At 42.7% G+C, this 15885-nt stretch carries 13 protein-coding genes; 5 read left to right on the forward strand and 8 right to left on the reverse strand.

What is annotated here, in order from left to right:
- Positions 1-331: 331 nt before the first annotated feature.
- Entirely contained in the window at positions 332-1624 is a 1293-nt protein-coding gene (locus OQJ75_RS09495; protein ID WP_265972791.1) for an iron-containing alcohol dehydrogenase, read from the forward strand.
- 123 nt (positions 1625-1747) lie between these two features.
- On the opposite strand, the gene OQJ75_RS09500 is transcribed toward OQJ75_RS09495, so the two are convergent.
- The 5 genes from OQJ75_RS09500 to OQJ75_RS09520 all read right to left on the reverse strand — a co-directional run bounded on the left by OQJ75_RS09500 (position 1748) and on the right by OQJ75_RS09520 (position 7306).
- Entirely contained in the window at positions 1748-2602 is an 855-nt protein-coding gene (locus OQJ75_RS09500) for a MurR/RpiR family transcriptional regulator (protein ID WP_004734686.1), read from the reverse strand.
- A 359-nt stretch (positions 2603-2961) separates the two neighbouring features.
- A complete protein-coding gene (gene panP, locus OQJ75_RS09505; protein WP_265972793.1) occupies positions 2962-4605 on the reverse strand; it encodes a pyridoxal-dependent aspartate 1-decarboxylase PanP in 1644 nt (547 codons plus the stop codon).
- Between the two features lie 118 nt (positions 4606-4723).
- Positions 4724-5251: a hypothetical protein gene (locus OQJ75_RS09510; RefSeq protein ID WP_248374622.1), complete on the reverse strand. Its 528-nt coding sequence runs from the start codon at positions 5249-5251 to the stop codon at positions 4724-4726.
- A 174-nt stretch (positions 5252-5425) separates the two neighbouring features.
- Positions 5426-6331 (reverse strand): lysine exporter LysO family protein, encoded by a 906-nt coding sequence (locus OQJ75_RS09515; RefSeq protein ID WP_265972796.1) that lies wholly within the window; start codon positions 6329-6331, stop codon positions 5426-5428.
- A gap of 54 nt (positions 6332-6385) precedes the next feature.
- Positions 6386-7306: an HDOD domain-containing protein gene (locus OQJ75_RS09520; protein WP_265972797.1), complete on the reverse strand. Its 921-nt coding sequence runs from the start codon at positions 7304-7306 to the stop codon at positions 6386-6388.
- Positions 7307-7664: 358 nt separating this feature from the next.
- Between OQJ75_RS09520 and OQJ75_RS09525 the strand changes: the two genes are divergently transcribed.
- Entirely contained in the window at positions 7665-8246 is a 582-nt protein-coding gene (locus OQJ75_RS09525) for a TfoX/Sxy family DNA transformation protein (protein WP_017060401.1), read from the forward strand.
- Between the two features lie 161 nt (positions 8247-8407).
- Here OQJ75_RS09525 and OQJ75_RS09530 read toward each other — a convergent pair whose 3' ends face one another.
- The 3 genes from OQJ75_RS09530 to OQJ75_RS09540 all read right to left on the reverse strand — a co-directional run bounded on the left by OQJ75_RS09530 (position 8408) and on the right by OQJ75_RS09540 (position 11671).
- Positions 8408-8950 carry a hypothetical protein gene (locus OQJ75_RS09530; RefSeq protein WP_060982739.1) on the reverse strand — a complete coding sequence of 181 codons (543 nt, stop codon included), beginning with the start codon at positions 8948-8950 and terminating at the stop codon, positions 8408-8410.
- A gap of 287 nt (positions 8951-9237) precedes the next feature.
- Positions 9238-9735, reverse strand: a complete 498-nt coding sequence (locus tag OQJ75_RS09535) for a response regulator (protein ID WP_265972801.1) — start codon at positions 9733-9735, stop codon at positions 9238-9240.
- Positions 9728-11671, reverse strand: coding sequence for an ATP-binding protein (locus tag OQJ75_RS09540; protein WP_265972803.1), 1944 nt, complete (start codon positions 11669-11671; stop codon positions 9728-9730). The genes OQJ75_RS09535 and OQJ75_RS09540 overlap by 8 nt, the downstream gene beginning before the upstream one ends.
- Before the next feature lie 183 nt (positions 11672-11854).
- On the opposite strand from OQJ75_RS09540, the gene OQJ75_RS09545 reads away from it, so the two are divergent.
- The 3 genes from OQJ75_RS09545 to OQJ75_RS09555 all read left to right on the forward strand — a co-directional run bounded on the left by OQJ75_RS09545 (position 11855) and on the right by OQJ75_RS09555 (position 15876).
- The gene (locus OQJ75_RS09545; protein WP_265972804.1) at positions 11855-13117 is read left to right on the forward strand and encodes a DUF945 family protein; all 1263 of its coding nucleotides are present in this window, start codon (positions 11855-11857) and stop codon (positions 13115-13117) included.
- A gap of 163 nt (positions 13118-13280) precedes the next feature.
- On the forward strand, positions 13281-14375 hold the full coding sequence (gene serC / locus OQJ75_RS09550; RefSeq protein WP_265972805.1) for a 3-phosphoserine/phosphohydroxythreonine transaminase: 1095 nt from the start codon (positions 13281-13283) through the stop codon (positions 14373-14375).
- 352 nt (positions 14376-14727) lie between these two features.
- Positions 14728-15876, forward strand: coding sequence for a sugar ABC transporter substrate-binding protein (locus OQJ75_RS09555; RefSeq protein ID WP_416340673.1), 1149 nt, complete (start codon positions 14728-14730; stop codon positions 15874-15876).
- Positions 15877-15885: the final 9 nt, after the last annotated feature.

A 15885-nucleotide genomic window follows, 5' to 3' on the forward strand; every position in this document is an offset into this window, starting at 1 on the left:
ATTTCTTAAAACCAACTATGCCTCAATGCCATGGGGAAATAAAGATGGAATTACCTCTTAATACAATAGGTTTTGTCTATCAGAGCAAATAATGGCCACAAAAAGGATCCATACTGATTTCTTATGGGTATCTAGATTGATTACCCTTAATTTAAGAGTGTGAATTACCTCTAAAAATACGATATTAATCCATCTTTAATGCGACAAGTTGCACCTCGTCAAAAAAAGCTCATACAGAACGAGTCATCTTAATACAGATGCACGATATAAAGGCTAAATTCCAACAACCAAGAGTTCGCAGTTTTGTTCGGTCATAGGCGCAGGAGGCACCATGTTTCAATTTATGACATCTACAAAGATCATCTTTGGTGATGGAGCACTTTCCGCTTCATTGTCTCTCTTTAATCAATACGGCTACAGCGTGCTATTGGTTACAGGCAATACACTAGAGCGCACTTCAATTGTTACTGACTATCTGGATGCGCAGAGTATGCGTTATCAACACATTGCCGTTTCCGGTGAACCTAATATCAAAATGGTTGAAGAGGCGGCTATTTCTGCTCGTCGATTTAAGCCAGATATGGTCGTCGCGATGGGTGGTGGCAGTGCCATCGATATGGGAAAAGCGTTAGCCGCGGTTTTACCTAATCAAGGTAACTTGTATGACTATGTTGAAGTGGTCGGGCGTAATGTTCCTCTTAAAACCAAACCTCTACCGTTTATCGCTATTCCAACTACAGCGAGTACCGGCGCCGAGGTCACTAAAAACGCGGTGCTGAAATCAGGCCAAGACCAAGTAAAAATCAGCCTTAGAAGCCCTGATATGCTGGCTGACGTTGCGATTGTCGACCCTACTTTAACTCATGGCACCAATCTGTATTTATCAGGGCGTGGAGCGATGGACGCATTTACTCATTTAATGGAAGCCTATGTGTGTGGTGAACCTAACCCGCTAACCGATATGATTTGCGAGGAAGGGCTGCGTAAATTGAGTGTATCTGTGGTTCGAGCATGTATTGATGATGAGCCGCAAGCACGTTGTGATCTAGCGTTTGCCTCAATGCTTGGTGGAATGGCAATCACTAATGCTAAGCTTGGTGCTGCTCATGGTTTAGCCTCGGCACTAGGAGGCAAGATTTCTGCGCCTCATAGTGTGATTACCGCACGTTTAGCGCCGTTTGTGATGTTGGAAAACATTGCTGTCGCGAAAGAGCAACAAAGAAGTGACATCCTAACGCGTTATCAGAGAATCGCTCAGATAGTGACAGGTAACGTAGAAGCAAAACAAGAAGACGCAATTTCTTGGTTATCTGAAGTGCTTGATACGCTTAAGTTACCCAACTTGCTGGAATTTGGTGTCTGTGAAGCCCAGTTTGATGAGGTGTCTGCCGATGCGCTCAAGTCAGTGGCGATTAAAGGAAACCCTTTGCCATTGAACCAAGAGAGGCTCGTACATATTCTCAAGCAGGTTTGCGAGAAGTGCAGTTGTGGAGAGGGGGAGCATAAAGAGGCTTCAATGAGTCAAGTTGGGCAAGAGCCTGCTGTCGAGTCTAGTTTTACTATTATCAACTCTTATGCGTCTGAAAACAGCGTGGTTGAGAAGGGCAATAGCTGGACTATTTAGCGGTCTTAAACTTGTTCGTTGTATAAGTCATTTTATACAGACAAATAAAAACGGAGCTCTAGGCTCCGTTTTTTAATTCAACTTGTTCTCTGGTCATGTGTTTTCAGTTCATGACTAAGCAGACTAGAACTGAGAGTATTTCTCGTAACGTGAATCACGCAGTGACTCTTTCACACGCTTTAGGTTCTCTCTGAAGCCAGAACCACGACGAAGCGTGAAGCCTGTAGCTAACACGTCGATAACCGTCATCTGAACAACGCGGCTTGCCATTGGCATGTAAACGTCAGTGTCTTCCGGTACATCCAACGAGATAGACAGCGAGCTCGCTTTATCTAGTGGAGAATCTTTTGCTGTGATAGCAATAACTGTCGCGCCGTTTTCACGCGCTAAGTTCGCGATCTCAACTTGGCTTTTAGTTCGGCCTGTATGAGAGATAAGAACGATAACGTCGTTATCACTGCAGTTAATGCAGCTCATTCGTTGCATCACGATGTCTTCGAAACATGTGATCGGAATATTAAAACGGATGAACTTATTTTGAGCATCTTTGGCTACAGCAGAAGAGGCACCCAGTCCGAAGAACGAAATGCGTTTTGCTTGAGTCAGCAAGTCAACCGCACGGTTTACTTGCATCGCGTCGAGACTGTTTTTAGCAACGTCTAAACAAGCCATAGTCGATTCGAAAATCTTGTGTGTATAAGCATCTGGGCCATCATCTTCTTCAACGTTACGGTTCACGTAAGGTGTACCGTTCGCCAAGCTTTGAGCTAGGTGAAGTTTAAAGTCAGGGAAGCCCTTTGTGTCTAAACGGCGACAGAAGCGGTTAACTGTTGGCTCACTCACGTCAGCCATTTTAGCTAAGGTAGCAATGCTAGAATGAATTGCAGTTTGAGGGGAAGCCATAATTACTTCGGCTACCTTACGCTCAGACTTGCTGAAATTTTCCAGGTTTTTTTGTATTTTTTCTAATGTATTCATAGTGTTCACAAGGGTATAGAGAACAACTTGCTAGTTAATATCTTTTTACCAGGGGGTATGGCTGAAACAAATATCAGTAAAACATGACTCAAAATATTCTTTGGCATGTAAATACCGCAGCTTCAAATAGATATCAAGCTAACTAGCACCATAGAGTCAGTATAAACCCAACATACTATTTACTAATACAAAAACACGGCATGAATGCTTAAGAATATGACAAACCTCAACAAAATTTTAGAAAACTACAGAACTGGAAGAGATTTTGAGTAAAAAGAATGCAAATTGAGTACGAACTGACAGCTTAGTTACATCAAAAAGAAAGAAATTTTCAATTTGATGCAACTAAAATTGAATGGCTATGCATTGATTTGCGTAACCAACTTGGTGATTTTACCCATCAAGTTAGGGGCTAGTGTCGATATTTCGCGCTGTTCTTCAAGTACCGAAGAAAGAATGTCGTTGCCAGTGAGTGGGTTCGCTAACACAACACGGAAAACGATGATCGGTTGATGCGCCCAAGCTTCAGGGTTCAAACGAGTTCTTGAAACAAAAGATCGACCTGTTTCTCGCTGTTTTTTCTGGATGAACTTAGTGAGCTCGTTTAGTAACTCATTCAGTTCAATACGTTCTTTTGCATCGGCTTTAAGTAGGGCGGCTTTAACTGATTCCGGTACATAGCGGTAAGTCAGTAGGCAAAGTTCAGGCTCTGATACCAATTCAAAATCATTTTGTTGCTTAATTAGGTCGGCAAAGTAGCGCGCTTTGTTAATACTCTGGTCGATCAGTAGCTCATAACCAGGGCGGCTGATGATGTGCATCGAAGCATAAACCAGCATGGCCATGCCTGAGCGAGAGCCTTCTAACGTATGGCTGCCGAGATCTTTAGACCCTTTACGCAAAATATATTGAGCATGATGTTCAATGGCAGTCATTGCGTCTGGTTTTTTAAACAGAACCATACCCGCACCCATAGGGATATAAAGCTGTTTATGCGCGTCAATCGTGACTGAATCAGCTAATTCGATACCATCAAGCAGGTGACGATGATTGTTAGACATCAAAGTCGCACCGCCCCAAGCAGCATCAACGTGGAAATGACAACCTGACTCGGCACACACTTCAGCAATGTCTCTTAGCGGGTCGATATTACCGGTTTCGGTTGTACCTGCCACACCAATGACTGCGAAAGGTTTTATCTTGTTCTGTTTAAGCTGTTCGATCTTTAGTCTTAGGTCGTCAGTGCAAATACGGTTGTCGTTATCCGTTTTAACCGATACTAGACCTTCTTGGCCGATACCAAGCACATCTGCAGCTTTTTTCAGAGAGTAGTGACCGCGTTCAGAGACTAAGATTGCTAGGCCTTCGTAGTCGTAGTGCTTCATGGCTTTAAACAAGCCTTCTTTTTCGACACCTTTGAACGAACCTTGCGCTTTTAGTGCATTGTTACGTGCCACCCAAAGCGCAGTAATGTTCGCGATGGTACCACCAGAACAAAACGCACCTAAAGAGTGGTTTGCACTGTGCATCCAACGAGAATAAAACTGATCGCTATCTTGATAAATCAGGCGATGTAACATGCCCAGAACTTGACGTTCTAGGGGAGTGAAAGCTTTTGAGGTTTCGATTTTTACTAGATTCTGATTCAACGCAATCATGATTTTTGAAAGCGGCATCAGGAAGTACGGCAGGGCAGAGGTCATGTGGCCAATGAAACTTGGCGAAGACGTGTGAACCGAATGAGACACAAGAGAATCGAGGAGATGCTCAGTATGTTCAGAAACAAACTCAGGCTGCTCTGGTATATGAGCATTTGAAAAATCTTTCTCAATTTCACGCAGCGGCTTTTCTTCAGCCACAATATGTTCACGTAAGAATTGATTCAGGTTTCGTGAAAGTTTGTCTTCAATTTGAGTGAGTGTTGAATCTGGGCCTTCAGGTACCGTGAAGATACGTAGAAGACTGTCGAAGCTAACATCTGCTGTTTTTTGTTCCGTAACCATAGCAAGCGAGTTATTTTTCTAATATTGACGCGAGCGGGACAATCTAAACGAAAACGGGAACAATGTCCCGTCTTAATTATGAAATCCAACTTCTCACAAAAGCATAGTAAATAAAGGGTTATTTACACTTAATTGCTTCAAGCTTAGCAATCGACTGGTTGTAGCGTTGAAGCGCTGTGTCGATTTGCTTAGGGTGGCTAAGCAATTCAGCAAAGGCAGAGCGCAATTCGTAGTTTTGAGCGTGAGGTGTCGATTGGCGGTCGTCGAACGTTGTTTTCGCTATTTGACCAAGTTCATCATCACGTGTTGATAGTGTTTTAATGTCGTGTTGCTCTAGTTGCAGCCAGCCTTCTACTGATTGCTCTGTTGCCACTTTGCTTGAATCGTTCACAAGGTAGTAGTTTACCGCAGCGCGACTAAGCTCGAAGTGGTGCTTACGACCTTCTAGGAACCACTCACTTACTTCTGTTAGTTCTGGGTATTGCTCAGAGGTTAATGCAGCAAGGTCGGCATACCAATTCAAAGATGCGTCGATGTACGCATCATATTTTTTTGCTTGGCACTGGTTTGTTTCAGACATTGAATCTGCTGCAAAAGAGAAAGTAGAAGTTGAAGCTAGCAGTAATGCGACGCAAAGGCGTTTCATAGTGGTTCCTTTTGTAAGTTTATTCTTTTTATAACTTTGTCGTTACAGGTTACCGTGATCGTTATTTGTTGAGCAATGACACTTAGTGCCTTTTTATTTCGGTAACTGTATCGGTGTCTCGGGCATTGGTATTCGAGTTGCATTCTAATCTAAAACAAACGCCATTCCTGCGATCTAGTTAGCAAGAGATACAAAGAACAACATCAATATCGGAACAAGCAAGCTTAGGATAAAGCCACTGACGATAGCGATAGGCACACATCGAACGCCGCCTGTTGTTTGAATGACCGGTAAGGTGAAGTCCATCGCAGTAGCACCAGCATAACCAATGGAAGTGCACGGGTAGCTACGAATCAGTACTGGAATCAGTACCAAGGCAACCAATTCTCTTAACAGTTCAAGCATGAAAGAAGCGCCGCCATAGACAGGGCCAAAGGCGTCACCCATTAAGATACCAGCCAGAGAATACCAACCAAACCCAGAAGACATTGCCAAGGCTTTGAACAGAGGGATGTCTAGGATATAAGCCGCGATTACACCACCTAACATTGAGGTGATGATAATTGTGATTGCGATAACCATACCGTGCTTGTTGAGTAAAATCTGACGAAGTGTTAGTCCGCTATTACGCAGTTGAATGCCGATAAAGAACAGAAGAACAAACAGAATCCATTCGCTTGCGGTGTCAACCCAATCAAGGCTAATAGGTAGCACTAAGCCAGCGATTAACCCTGAACCCACCACCAAGATCAGTTTGGCAGACTCCATCGCCATCGAAGAGAGGGGAAGCTTCTTCTTGCTACTGTCGGTTTTCAGTGGCAGTAATTTATCGATTGCAGGCAACGCCATTAGATTGCATGCGCTTAAACAGACAAAGAAAGTGACGGTATAAAGAAGTATTGTCTGTAGGTTACTGCCTAGGTTATCAAGGGCGGCTAAACTTAGCCCCATTAACGCCAGAATTACATAGATCAACCGCGATGTTGAGCGGTTGATAAATTCTAATGTCTGAGTGTTCGAAATTGCAAAAAGATACCCCACGACGAGTGGCGCAAATATAAAGATCATCCCTGTAAACATGCTTTCCCCATTGCATTTACTTCATATTACATTTATTTGTAATTTAACAGTGACTTAGAAGCCGCTAGTATTGATCACGTCGTTTAGCTTTGCATTAAAATCATGTTTGCTCAAGTTGCTTAACTTATAAAGCACCTCTGCACCCGTCACGTTAAGTTCAACTTCGTGATCATCGATGTTCTCATCCTTGTTTCTGAACATCAGCAGGTGGTTAGCGATTCGAGCGATATCCAAGTAAGACACTTCACGCTGTTCATGGTTATTGATGGTATTGCTGCACACATCAATGAAGTCGCTGTCGAAGCCCCAACGGTTAAGCACCAATTTACTGGTAGCAGAACATTGGCCTTGGAAGATTTGTAGAGCGATGTCGTGATCTAGGTAATTGCCATTTTCGAGGTAAAGGTGGTATTCGCTAACCAAACAGAACAATCCAATGTCAGCCAATAATCCAACAAGCAGTGATTTTTCATGTTCAAGGTAACGGTATTCAATAGGGGAGAGCTCTTTGAAACCGTTGGTCACTAGTACCATAGTGGCGCCTAGCTCTTTTGATACAGAAGCGCTCTGAACCAATAACTTATTACACTCTTTACTGAGGTTTACGGAATGTTTGAGTTGCTCAATAGCCTGAGCTGTCACGATGTCACGCACTCTTAATATGCCAAGGCGTGATACAGCCGTCATTATGTCAACACAAGTGATATTACGTCGGTTAAAGACGACAGAATTAGCCACACGAATGACTATAGCAGTGAGGCCTGGGTCTTCGAGTAAGCACTCGGCAACTTCAGCAATCCCGGTCGATTCAAGAGTACAAAGCGTTTGGATCTTCAGTACAACGTTAGGGATAGGAGGAAGTGTTATTTTTCCCGCTGAGATAGAATGCCCAACAAGTTGGGCAAACTCTGATTCTAGGCCCTTTAAGAGAAGAGCCTTATTTTGTGGTAGCCAGAAAAACGATAAATGATTCATATAAAAAGTAAAAACAGGTCGGTCCTGCCATTTTACAAGCCACGATGCTGCGAGGCAATACTCACCCGTCTACATAACCTTTAATAATTTGAACCGGTGTATCACTAGGTGTCCAAATTTGAGTGTAGTTTGATAGTTTACTGTGATGTCAATCATGAAAAACCGGAATACACAATTGATTGATGTGAACTAAGTCCAGACTTATTTTTCTTTTCGAAGTATCATTTATTTAAAGGTGGAAAACGCAATCATAATATTCACCTAAAGAATAACAAAATAGATTAAAAATTTTTCGCATAAAAAGCTGCTTGTCTGGTGATCAACCTAATCGGGGTAATTTGATTAAGGATCAACGGATATGACCGAGACAGCATTTATTAATTACGTGAATCAATTTGGTGAGCATCAAAAACGTTCTATGTTTGGAGGTATTGGCCTCTTTCAAAATGACGCTATGTTCGCTTTGTTGAGTGAAGGTTGTTTATTCATTAGAGGTGGGAAGTCATTAGATAAAAAACTGACGGATCTTGATTGTGAAAAGTATCGTCATGTAAAAAAACAGACAACAGCTACCGTAAACTATTACGACATTACGGATCTGTTTACATGTGAACATCCTGAATTGGATAGTATTATTCGTACTTCAATCGATAATTCAATTCAGCAACGTAGCTTCAAGAAATCATCAGCTAGCCGTAGATTAAGAGATCTACCAAACATGCAGCTTACGTTAGAGCGTATGGTTAAAAAGGCGGGTGTGGATGATGTTTCAATGTTTATGCAGTTGGGCGCGCCTGAAGTGTTTAATAAGGTTCGCGAAGCGTACGGAAACGATGTTGACCTAAAACTACTTTGGAAATTTGCGGGTGCAATTGATGGTATTCACTGGAAACTATTACAAGAGCCACGCAAGCAGCAATTACTAAAGAGCTGCCACTAAAGAAGTTTGCCTTATATGCTTAAGATTACTGTTAATAAATAAAAACCGAGGAATGTCCTCGGTTTTTTTGTATCTGTCTTAGCCGGATTTCTTAAAAGACTAAGTATCAAAAGAGTAAGTGCTCATGGAGAGCTCATTTGCTAGGGCTCGAGCGTTAAGTCTTAGTACTTGAAGCGAGCAGTGAACATAAGTTGATCACCGTAGAAGTCGTTAATACGAGCTTCAGCGCCTAGAGAGAAAAGCTCTGTAGAGTGGAAACGCGCGTAAACAGAACCTGTCCAATCATCGTTGTCATCGATAGAAACGTAACCACCTTTACCACCAACTTCTAGTTGTGGACCAAGCCATTGGCGAACACCAATGTTGATTTCCATACCGATATCAGTAGAGCTTGAGTTCTCAGGCTGAACGATACGAGCTAGCATTTCACCTGTTAGGTCTGCCCAGTTGTTTAATGGAGCGTGGAAACCAAGACCTACAGCTGAGTCGTAATCACCTTCAAATTCTGAATCGATACGTGCTATAGCGTGAGCGTTTGGGTGAATTGACTTACTGAACGCACCACCAAATGTTACTGGGCTAGCACCGATACGTGCTTCAAAGTAATCATAATTAAAGTTGCTCATTACCTGTGGTTGTTCATCAACAGCTAGTGCTTGACCAGAAGCCAATAGCATAGCGGTAGTAAGTAGAATTTTGCGCATAACGACCGTAAACCTATATTAGTGTTAATTCCTTTGGTTTGAGACAAATCGGCAAACCATAAACATTGAGACAGTTTAATCTAACTCACGGAAAAGTAATCCATTAAAATGTAAATCCTTAATCATTTAGTTAAAAAACAAGCAAATTAAGGATCAGTCTGTAACGGAGATCTCATGTTTTAGGGCGAATAAGAAAAATTGACGAGCAAGTCATCCAAAATTTGTATGTATTGGGGCGATTCTTATATCGGATATCGCTTTTCTTAATGTCTATTAATCAATTAGCGCTATTCACCAAAGCTGGCGCGTTTATCGGCCATTGAAGTCAGTATACGCTCGGTATCTAAGATGGAAGTCCAGTTAAGCAATTGCTTGTCGTTGGCAATCACATAATCAGTCAGTTGTTGATTAATCGTGTCTCTCAGTTGGTCGCCTTGCCAAGGTTTTGAAATATAGAAATCCAGCGCAGCGTTGTTAATGGCCGTGACAGTATCTTCAAGTCCAGCTTGTCCGGTAAGCAACAGCTTACGTGTTGGCTTAGTCACGTCGTGTTGGTTGAGTTCTATCAGAAAATCGATCCCTGTTTTGTCCGGCATGATGTGGTCGCATAAAATTAAGGCGAGCTTAATACCATCTTGGCCCATTTCTTTGATTACTTGTTTGGCTTCATCGACCGATTCGGCTCCTTCAACAATAAAGTTTTCTTCAAATGACGCTAAGTCTTGAAGGACACTGTTGAGAACTTCAGGCTCATCATCGACACATAAAATTAGGTACTTATTCATGAGGTGCTCCTTCTTGTTTGAATGGAAGCCACACTTGCATATTTGTGTAGCTGCCTACCTCTGACTCCACCAAAATAAAACCTTGATGAGCCGAAACGATTTGTTGAGAAATGGATAACCCAATCCCTAAACCAAAGTTGCCTTCTTTTTTGGTCGTGAAATTTGGGTTGAAAATGGTGTTGATGTTTTCTTTGGCAATGCCGTGTCCAGTATCGGAAATTTGCACTACAAGAAACGTGTCGTCGCCTTTAGTCTGTTGGGAGGTAGTAATGGACACTTTCCCTCGTTCAGAAAGGGCATCGAGCGCATTGGAAATGAGGTTGGTCCACACTTGTTGCAGTGAGAGCGACTGGCACAATAAGGGCGGTAAGTCAGTGTCGTAATGCTTTTCGAGTTGGTGATGTTTGAGTCTGTTTTCAAAGATCACTAAGGTATCTTCAAGCCCTTCGTGGATATCTGTGTAGTGGCGAACTTCTTCATCTTCTCTAGCATAGCTTTTTAGGCTTTTGACCATATCGGCAATACGCTTACTGCACACTTGAATTGAGCGAATAGAGTTTCCAACATAGTGGTAATGTTCTAAGTCATTAAGCAGTTCTTTGCCCGCGACAGGGGACTCTTTCAAGGTCTCTAGAACCACAGAGTCTTGGCTTAGGTTTAGTCTCACAGCCTTTTTTGCTAGAGCTCGGTCATCGATCGTTGAGGTCAGATGCTTTACGAGTTGTCTTTCTTGAGCCGTTGATAGTGGCTTGGCTAATTTTGAATGCGCCAGTACGTCAGTCCTTTTATTGGACTCTGGAACGGATAGGTTTGCCAATATCTGGTCGAGATGTTCAGACAAGGTTTCAATACTTCGTAAGATAGCGGCAATAGGGTTGTTCAACTCATGAGCAACTCCGGCAACAAGCTGACCCAGCATCGCCATCTTCTCTTTCTCAATCAATTGTTGATGTGCGGACTCTAACGATTCAAGTGTTTGTTGCAGCTTGATCTTATTGGTGATGCTTCGTTGCAAACGGCGATTGAAGTGACGGAGCAGCAGATTAGTAAATAGTGGCAGCAGGGTATTGTTTGAATGCATCACTTGAGCAAAGCTATCTTTATCCAGCTTGATAACGCGTGTTTGCGTTAAGGTTATCGCGGTAGAAAACGAAGGCTCACCAGTCACAAACGACATCCCGCCGACAATGTTCCCCTTAGAATGACGAACCACTTCTCGCTGTTGCCCAAGTTCATCTTTCTTATAAAGAGCTGCTTCACCCTCAATGATCAGCCATAAAAAACGATTGTCTTCGCCTTCCACTGTGAGCAGATGCTCGGGGGAGTAGTCACGAATGGCCTTAGTTTTGTCATCTTTTGAAAACACATCTTGTAAGGCATTGACGACACGTTCAGCGAGGGCATTATCAGAAAGCTGGTGGTAGTCGTGAATGAACCCCGATTGGAAAGAGTGAATCTTTTGTTCAATGTGCGCTCTGAGTAAGCGCTGTTGATCCAATGCATCACTGTAAGAGAGCAGGTTTTCTGAGTCGTATTGGATAACAAAAGAAGTCAGCTCTTTTTGCGCTGATTTGAATAGAACCTGATCTTGAACCGGTTTGGTTAGACAGTGATTGAGTCGACCTTCATTCACAGCGGTTAGAATGGATTGAATGTCTGACGAGGCGCTGACTAATATCGTTCTTGCGGTATTACTATGGGGTAGCTGTTCAAGTTCAATAAGAAATTGCACGCCATTAAATTCAGAATGATGATGAGTGATCACCAAGGCAACGGTTTGGTTGTGATCATGGATATCTTCTAATGCGTGATGTGCGTCTTCTATGTTCTCGGCAGTATAAATATCGAATACAGAAGCCAACGGAACCAGCTCCGAACGTATTCTTTCAATGCTAACCGGATTATTGTCCAAACAGATAACAGCGTATTGATTCACAGCTCAACCTTAATAGTAGCGACGCTTCTAGCCTAGCAAGAACCGCCGAATAAGGATGAGAGCTAGCCGTTAATTTATTGAGGCAATCGAAGTATCGAGCAATAGACTGATTTAACTCAATGTTTCTTGTTTGCTACTGATGGGTTAGACTAAAAAAAACAGACACGTGTAGAAAGAGAACTCATGGAACAGTTAAGAAAAATTGGCGCAATCGGCGGAGCAATCTCATTGGCACTTTGTTGGCCACTAGCGGTTGGGCAAATTGGACAAAACGCGATTACTGATGGCGTTGCAAAGCTTAACAATTCAAGCATTCAAGCTGAGATCGTGGAATACGATAGAGGTTACCTGTCTTCCAACGTAACCACTCGTTTAACTGTGACGGATGAAAACCTGAAAGAGCAACTTGCGATTGATGGGCTGCCGAGTGAGTTTGTCATCAATAGTGCTGTTAGCCACGGTTTGGTGAGCCTAAATGCACTGTCGACGTTTGAGAATACCGATATTCTGCCTCTAACTCTGACGACTAGCACTGAGCTAAACGGCAACACTGACTTTAACTTCGAGTTAAGCCAGTTCAATCATCAAGGTTCTGATGAGAATGGTACTTCGGTATCGATCACTAAATCGAACCTTTCTGGCCATGCGACTGTTTTAGGGCAAGTTGATTACGAGCTTTCAATCCCGTCAGTTCAAATTGATTTTGAAACCGGTGAAGAGGTGACGCTGTCTAATCTGAAAGGTGTGGGTTCAGGCCAACAAGCGAAAGGCTACTGGTTAGGTACTCAGAATTTTACTATCGATAGCTTCTTGGTTTCAGACTCTGCAATGCAGCCTTTCATGACCATTGAAAACTCTAAGTACGATTTTGAATCACATCTAGATGAAGCAACTAAACGTCTGCGCAGCAACCTCAAGCTGGATATCGCAAACATCGAGACCAGTGAAGGCCAGTTGAACAACCTAAACGTCGATTTTGAAATGTCGAAGTTGGATAGCGAGTCGTTTGAGAAAATCTTTGAGATTTACCAATCTAATCCTGTGATGACGCAAGAACACGTTGCAGAGATCATTCCATTTATCGATATCCTATTTGCTAAAGGTTTCGACCTTTCAATGAACAACATGTCACTAGAGCTAGGTAAAGGGCAGTTCGAATCTAAGTGGTTGGTGAGCGTACCGGAAGGGACCGAAAATATCAGCAGCAACCCTTCGATGATCATGCCTGCATTAACGGGCAACGTTCACTCTAGCTTCTCAAATGAACTTGTTGAAGAGTACCCATTCATCCGTGAAGGTATCGATGAATTGCTTGTGATGGAAATGATCAAGGAAACAGACAGTGGTTATGAAATCAGCGCTGACTTAGAAAATGGAAACCTAGTGTTCGAAAATGGACAAGAAATTCCATTAATCGCTCTACTTATGCCGGTTTTTGTTCAATAAACAGAGCAGGCTTGAATACTGATAGGGTGATTTAGCAGGTTAAGCTTAAACATTTTATACGGTACAAAACAAAAGAGGTCTTAAGACCTCTTTTGTTGTTTTTATGTTGGGTAAAACATGGTATTACTTGCATAGTTATTATTTAGCAGGAGCAATCATCCCCATGGAACTTACATTAGATAACGTATTCAACTTCAGTGCTGGCCCAGCTGCACTGCCTAAACCGGTAATGAAACAAGCGCAAGCGGACTTTATTGATTGGAATGGTTTAGGGACTTCCGTGATGGAAATCAGCCATCGCAGCAAGGAATTCATTCAAGTTGCTGACGAGTCCGAACAGGACCTGCGTGATCTTCTGAACATCCCAGACAACTACAAAGTTCTTTTCTGTCAGGGGGGCGCTCGTGCTCAATTCGCTGCTGTTCCTCTAAACCTTTTAGGTGACGCGGCCAAAGCGACTTACATTGATGCGGGTTACTGGGCAGAAAGTGCAGTGACTGAAGCGAGCAAATATTGCGAAATCGATGTATTCAACGCGAAGACGTCTATTGATGGCAAAGCAGCGGTTGTTCCAGCTAAAGATTGGAAAATCGACCCGGAAGCGGCGTATGTACATTTCTGTCCAAACGAAACCATCGATGGTATTGAAATCAGCGAGCTTCCTCAAACGGATAAGCCAATCGTAGCGGATATGTCATCTAACATTCTGTCTCGTAAGATTGACGTGTCTCAGTACGGTGTTATCTACGCGGGCGCACAAAAGAATATTGGCCCAGCGGGTATCTGCATTGCAATCGTACGTGATGATCTACTCGAACTCGCAAACGACGTGTTGCCGAGTATTCTGAACTACAAAGTGCTTGCTGAAAAAGACTCAATGTTCAACACACCACCAACGTACGCTTGGTACCTATCAGGCCTTGTGTTCAAGTGGCTGAAAGCTCAAGGTGGCGTTGAAGCGATGGAGTTGGTAAACAAAGAGAAAGCAGAGCTGCTTTACGATGCAATTGATAGCTCAGCTTTCTACAAAAACGATGTTCACACTGTAAACCGTTCTAGAATGAACGTGCCGTTCCAACTGGCGAAACCTGAGTTAGATGGCAAGTTCCTAGAATTGGCTGATGCTGCAGGTCTGAAATCGCTAAAAGGTCACAGAGCAGTAGGTGGAATGAGAGCTTCACTTTACAACGCAATGTCTTTGGAGGGCGTTCAAGCGCTGGTTAGCTTCATGAAAGATTTCGAAGAGAAGTACGCTTAATCGATGACAGGGCTTTGACCGATAAATTGCTTATTTGATTTTTGATAGTGTCGAATGCACCGAACGAGATAAATGCCGCTTTTGCGGCATTTTTTTTGTCGTTAATAATAAAGGGTATGGTATGTTGATTTATTGTAAGAACAGTCATCCAGAGATATGACGGATGTATCGGAATGAGCAGACCTTTATCTTAAAGCGAGAGTAACAACTGTTTTTTAGACACTTTTTACTATATAACGTGTCGCCCAAAACTGAATCTCTAATCATGAGCTGCGAGTAATAAGCCGTATAGACCAGTTTATTAATGGGCGATTAAAATCCAACGCCTAATTTTTACTACAAGGAATCAAGTGTGAGGTTATTGAGTCTATTTGCGATGCTATTTCCGGCCGTTGCTTGTTCGTCCACACTTGAAATATGGGCTGGTATTAATTATGAAACGGCCGATTATGTAAAAGAACATATCGAAACGATGACTGATCATCGTGTGGAAATTCGTTCATTTGACGTCAACAGTATTCGTTCTGAACTTCTTGTCGCTGATCCTCGAGACAATACCTTTCCAGATGCCATTTGGGTTCCTTCTGACTTCTTAGGTCTAACTGAATATATCGATTTAGCGACACTTCCTGAGGCCTGGGTAGATACCCAACGTTATGAGAAAAAAGCGCTCGATGCGGTGGTCATCAACGGTCAGCTTAAGGCGTTACCGGTTGGTATTGGAAACCAGGTCGTTCTGTATTCGAGCAAGCCTCAAGCGCAAGGCGTTACATGGGAAAGCTTAATTGAGCGCTCTGCTAAGTCCGATCAAGTGAGTGTGCTTTTTCCCAATCCAAATATGTATTTCTATTTGGCTTTCTATCAGCTTTTTTCTGAAGACTTATTGTCGTCGAAGAATGTTAATGGTGAAGGGTTAGTTGCCATTTTTGATTTCATCGATATGTTGCAGCAGAAAAAGGTCATCGAATCATCGTGCAGTGATATTTGCGCGAGGCAGAGATTCATCAATGGAGAAGTCGAGTTTTTAATTGACGGCGACTGGGCTTTCAGCGAACTCGATGCCGCTTTTGGTCGAGATTTGTACATCAATTCGTTGCCGACCTATCGTGGTGAAAGTATGTCTTCATTTAGTGGCGCGAAGATTTTTGCTGTCACGGAAAAAGGCATGCAAAACCCAGATAAGAAATTAGCTTTGAAAGAAGTTGTTCAATATCTGCAATCAAACAGTTTCACCTATTTAGCTCACTCGAGTGCCATGGTTTCGCCGTTTTATGAGGTTAATCAACGCCGTGTTGAGGAAGGTAACCAGACTTTTTCAAATATGTACGATGAGTTTCAAGCGTCGCAAATGATGTCGAGTGACTACAAGATGGCGATCGTTTGGGAGGCATCGGCTCGGGCGTATCAGCGTTACAAGTCAGGGATGCCAAAGAGTGAACTGCATAAGTTTTACAATGATTTTGTTCAATATTACTCGGCGAATATGAGGGTAATAGATTGAAGCTATCAT

It is taken from the genome of Vibrio sp. 14G-20, from assembly GCF_026241515.1.
GTDB lineage: Bacteria > Pseudomonadota > Gammaproteobacteria > Enterobacterales > Vibrionaceae > Vibrio.

Coding starts and splice junctions, on each gene's coding strand:
- OQJ75_RS09520 (WP_265972797.1), bottom strand. CDS start 7,306: ATGAATCATTTATCGTTTTTCTGGCTACCACAAAATAAGGCTCTTCTC.
- OQJ75_RS09495 (WP_265972791.1), top strand. CDS start 332: ATGTTTCAATTTATGACATCTACAAAGATCATCTTTGGTGATGGAGCA.
- OQJ75_RS09530 (WP_060982739.1), bottom strand. CDS start 8,950: ATGCGCAAAATTCTACTTACTACCGCTATGCTATTGGCTTCTGGTCAA.
- OQJ75_RS09545 (WP_265972804.1), top strand. CDS start 11,855: ATGGAACAGTTAAGAAAAATTGGCGCAATCGGCGGAGCAATCTCATTG.
- serC (WP_265972805.1), top strand. CDS start 13,281: ATGGAACTTACATTAGATAACGTATTCAACTTCAGTGCTGGCCCAGCT.
- OQJ75_RS09525 (WP_017060401.1), top strand. CDS start 7,665: ATGACCGAGACAGCATTTATTAATTACGTGAATCAATTTGGTGAGCAT.
- OQJ75_RS09510 (WP_248374622.1), bottom strand. CDS start 5,251: ATGAAACGCCTTTGCGTCGCATTACTGCTAGCTTCAACTTCTACTTTC.
- panP (WP_265972793.1), bottom strand. CDS start 4,605: ATGGTTACGGAACAAAAAACAGCAGATGTTAGCTTCGACAGTCTTCTA.
- OQJ75_RS09500 (WP_004734686.1), bottom strand. CDS start 2,602: ATGAATACATTAGAAAAAATACAAAAAAACCTGGAAAATTTCAGCAAG.
- OQJ75_RS09535 (WP_265972801.1), bottom strand. CDS start 9,735: ATGAATAAGTACCTAATTTTATGTGTCGATGATGAGCCTGAAGTTCTC.
- OQJ75_RS09515 (WP_265972796.1), bottom strand. CDS start 6,331: ATGTTTACAGGGATGATCTTTATATTTGCGCCACTCGTCGTGGGGTAT.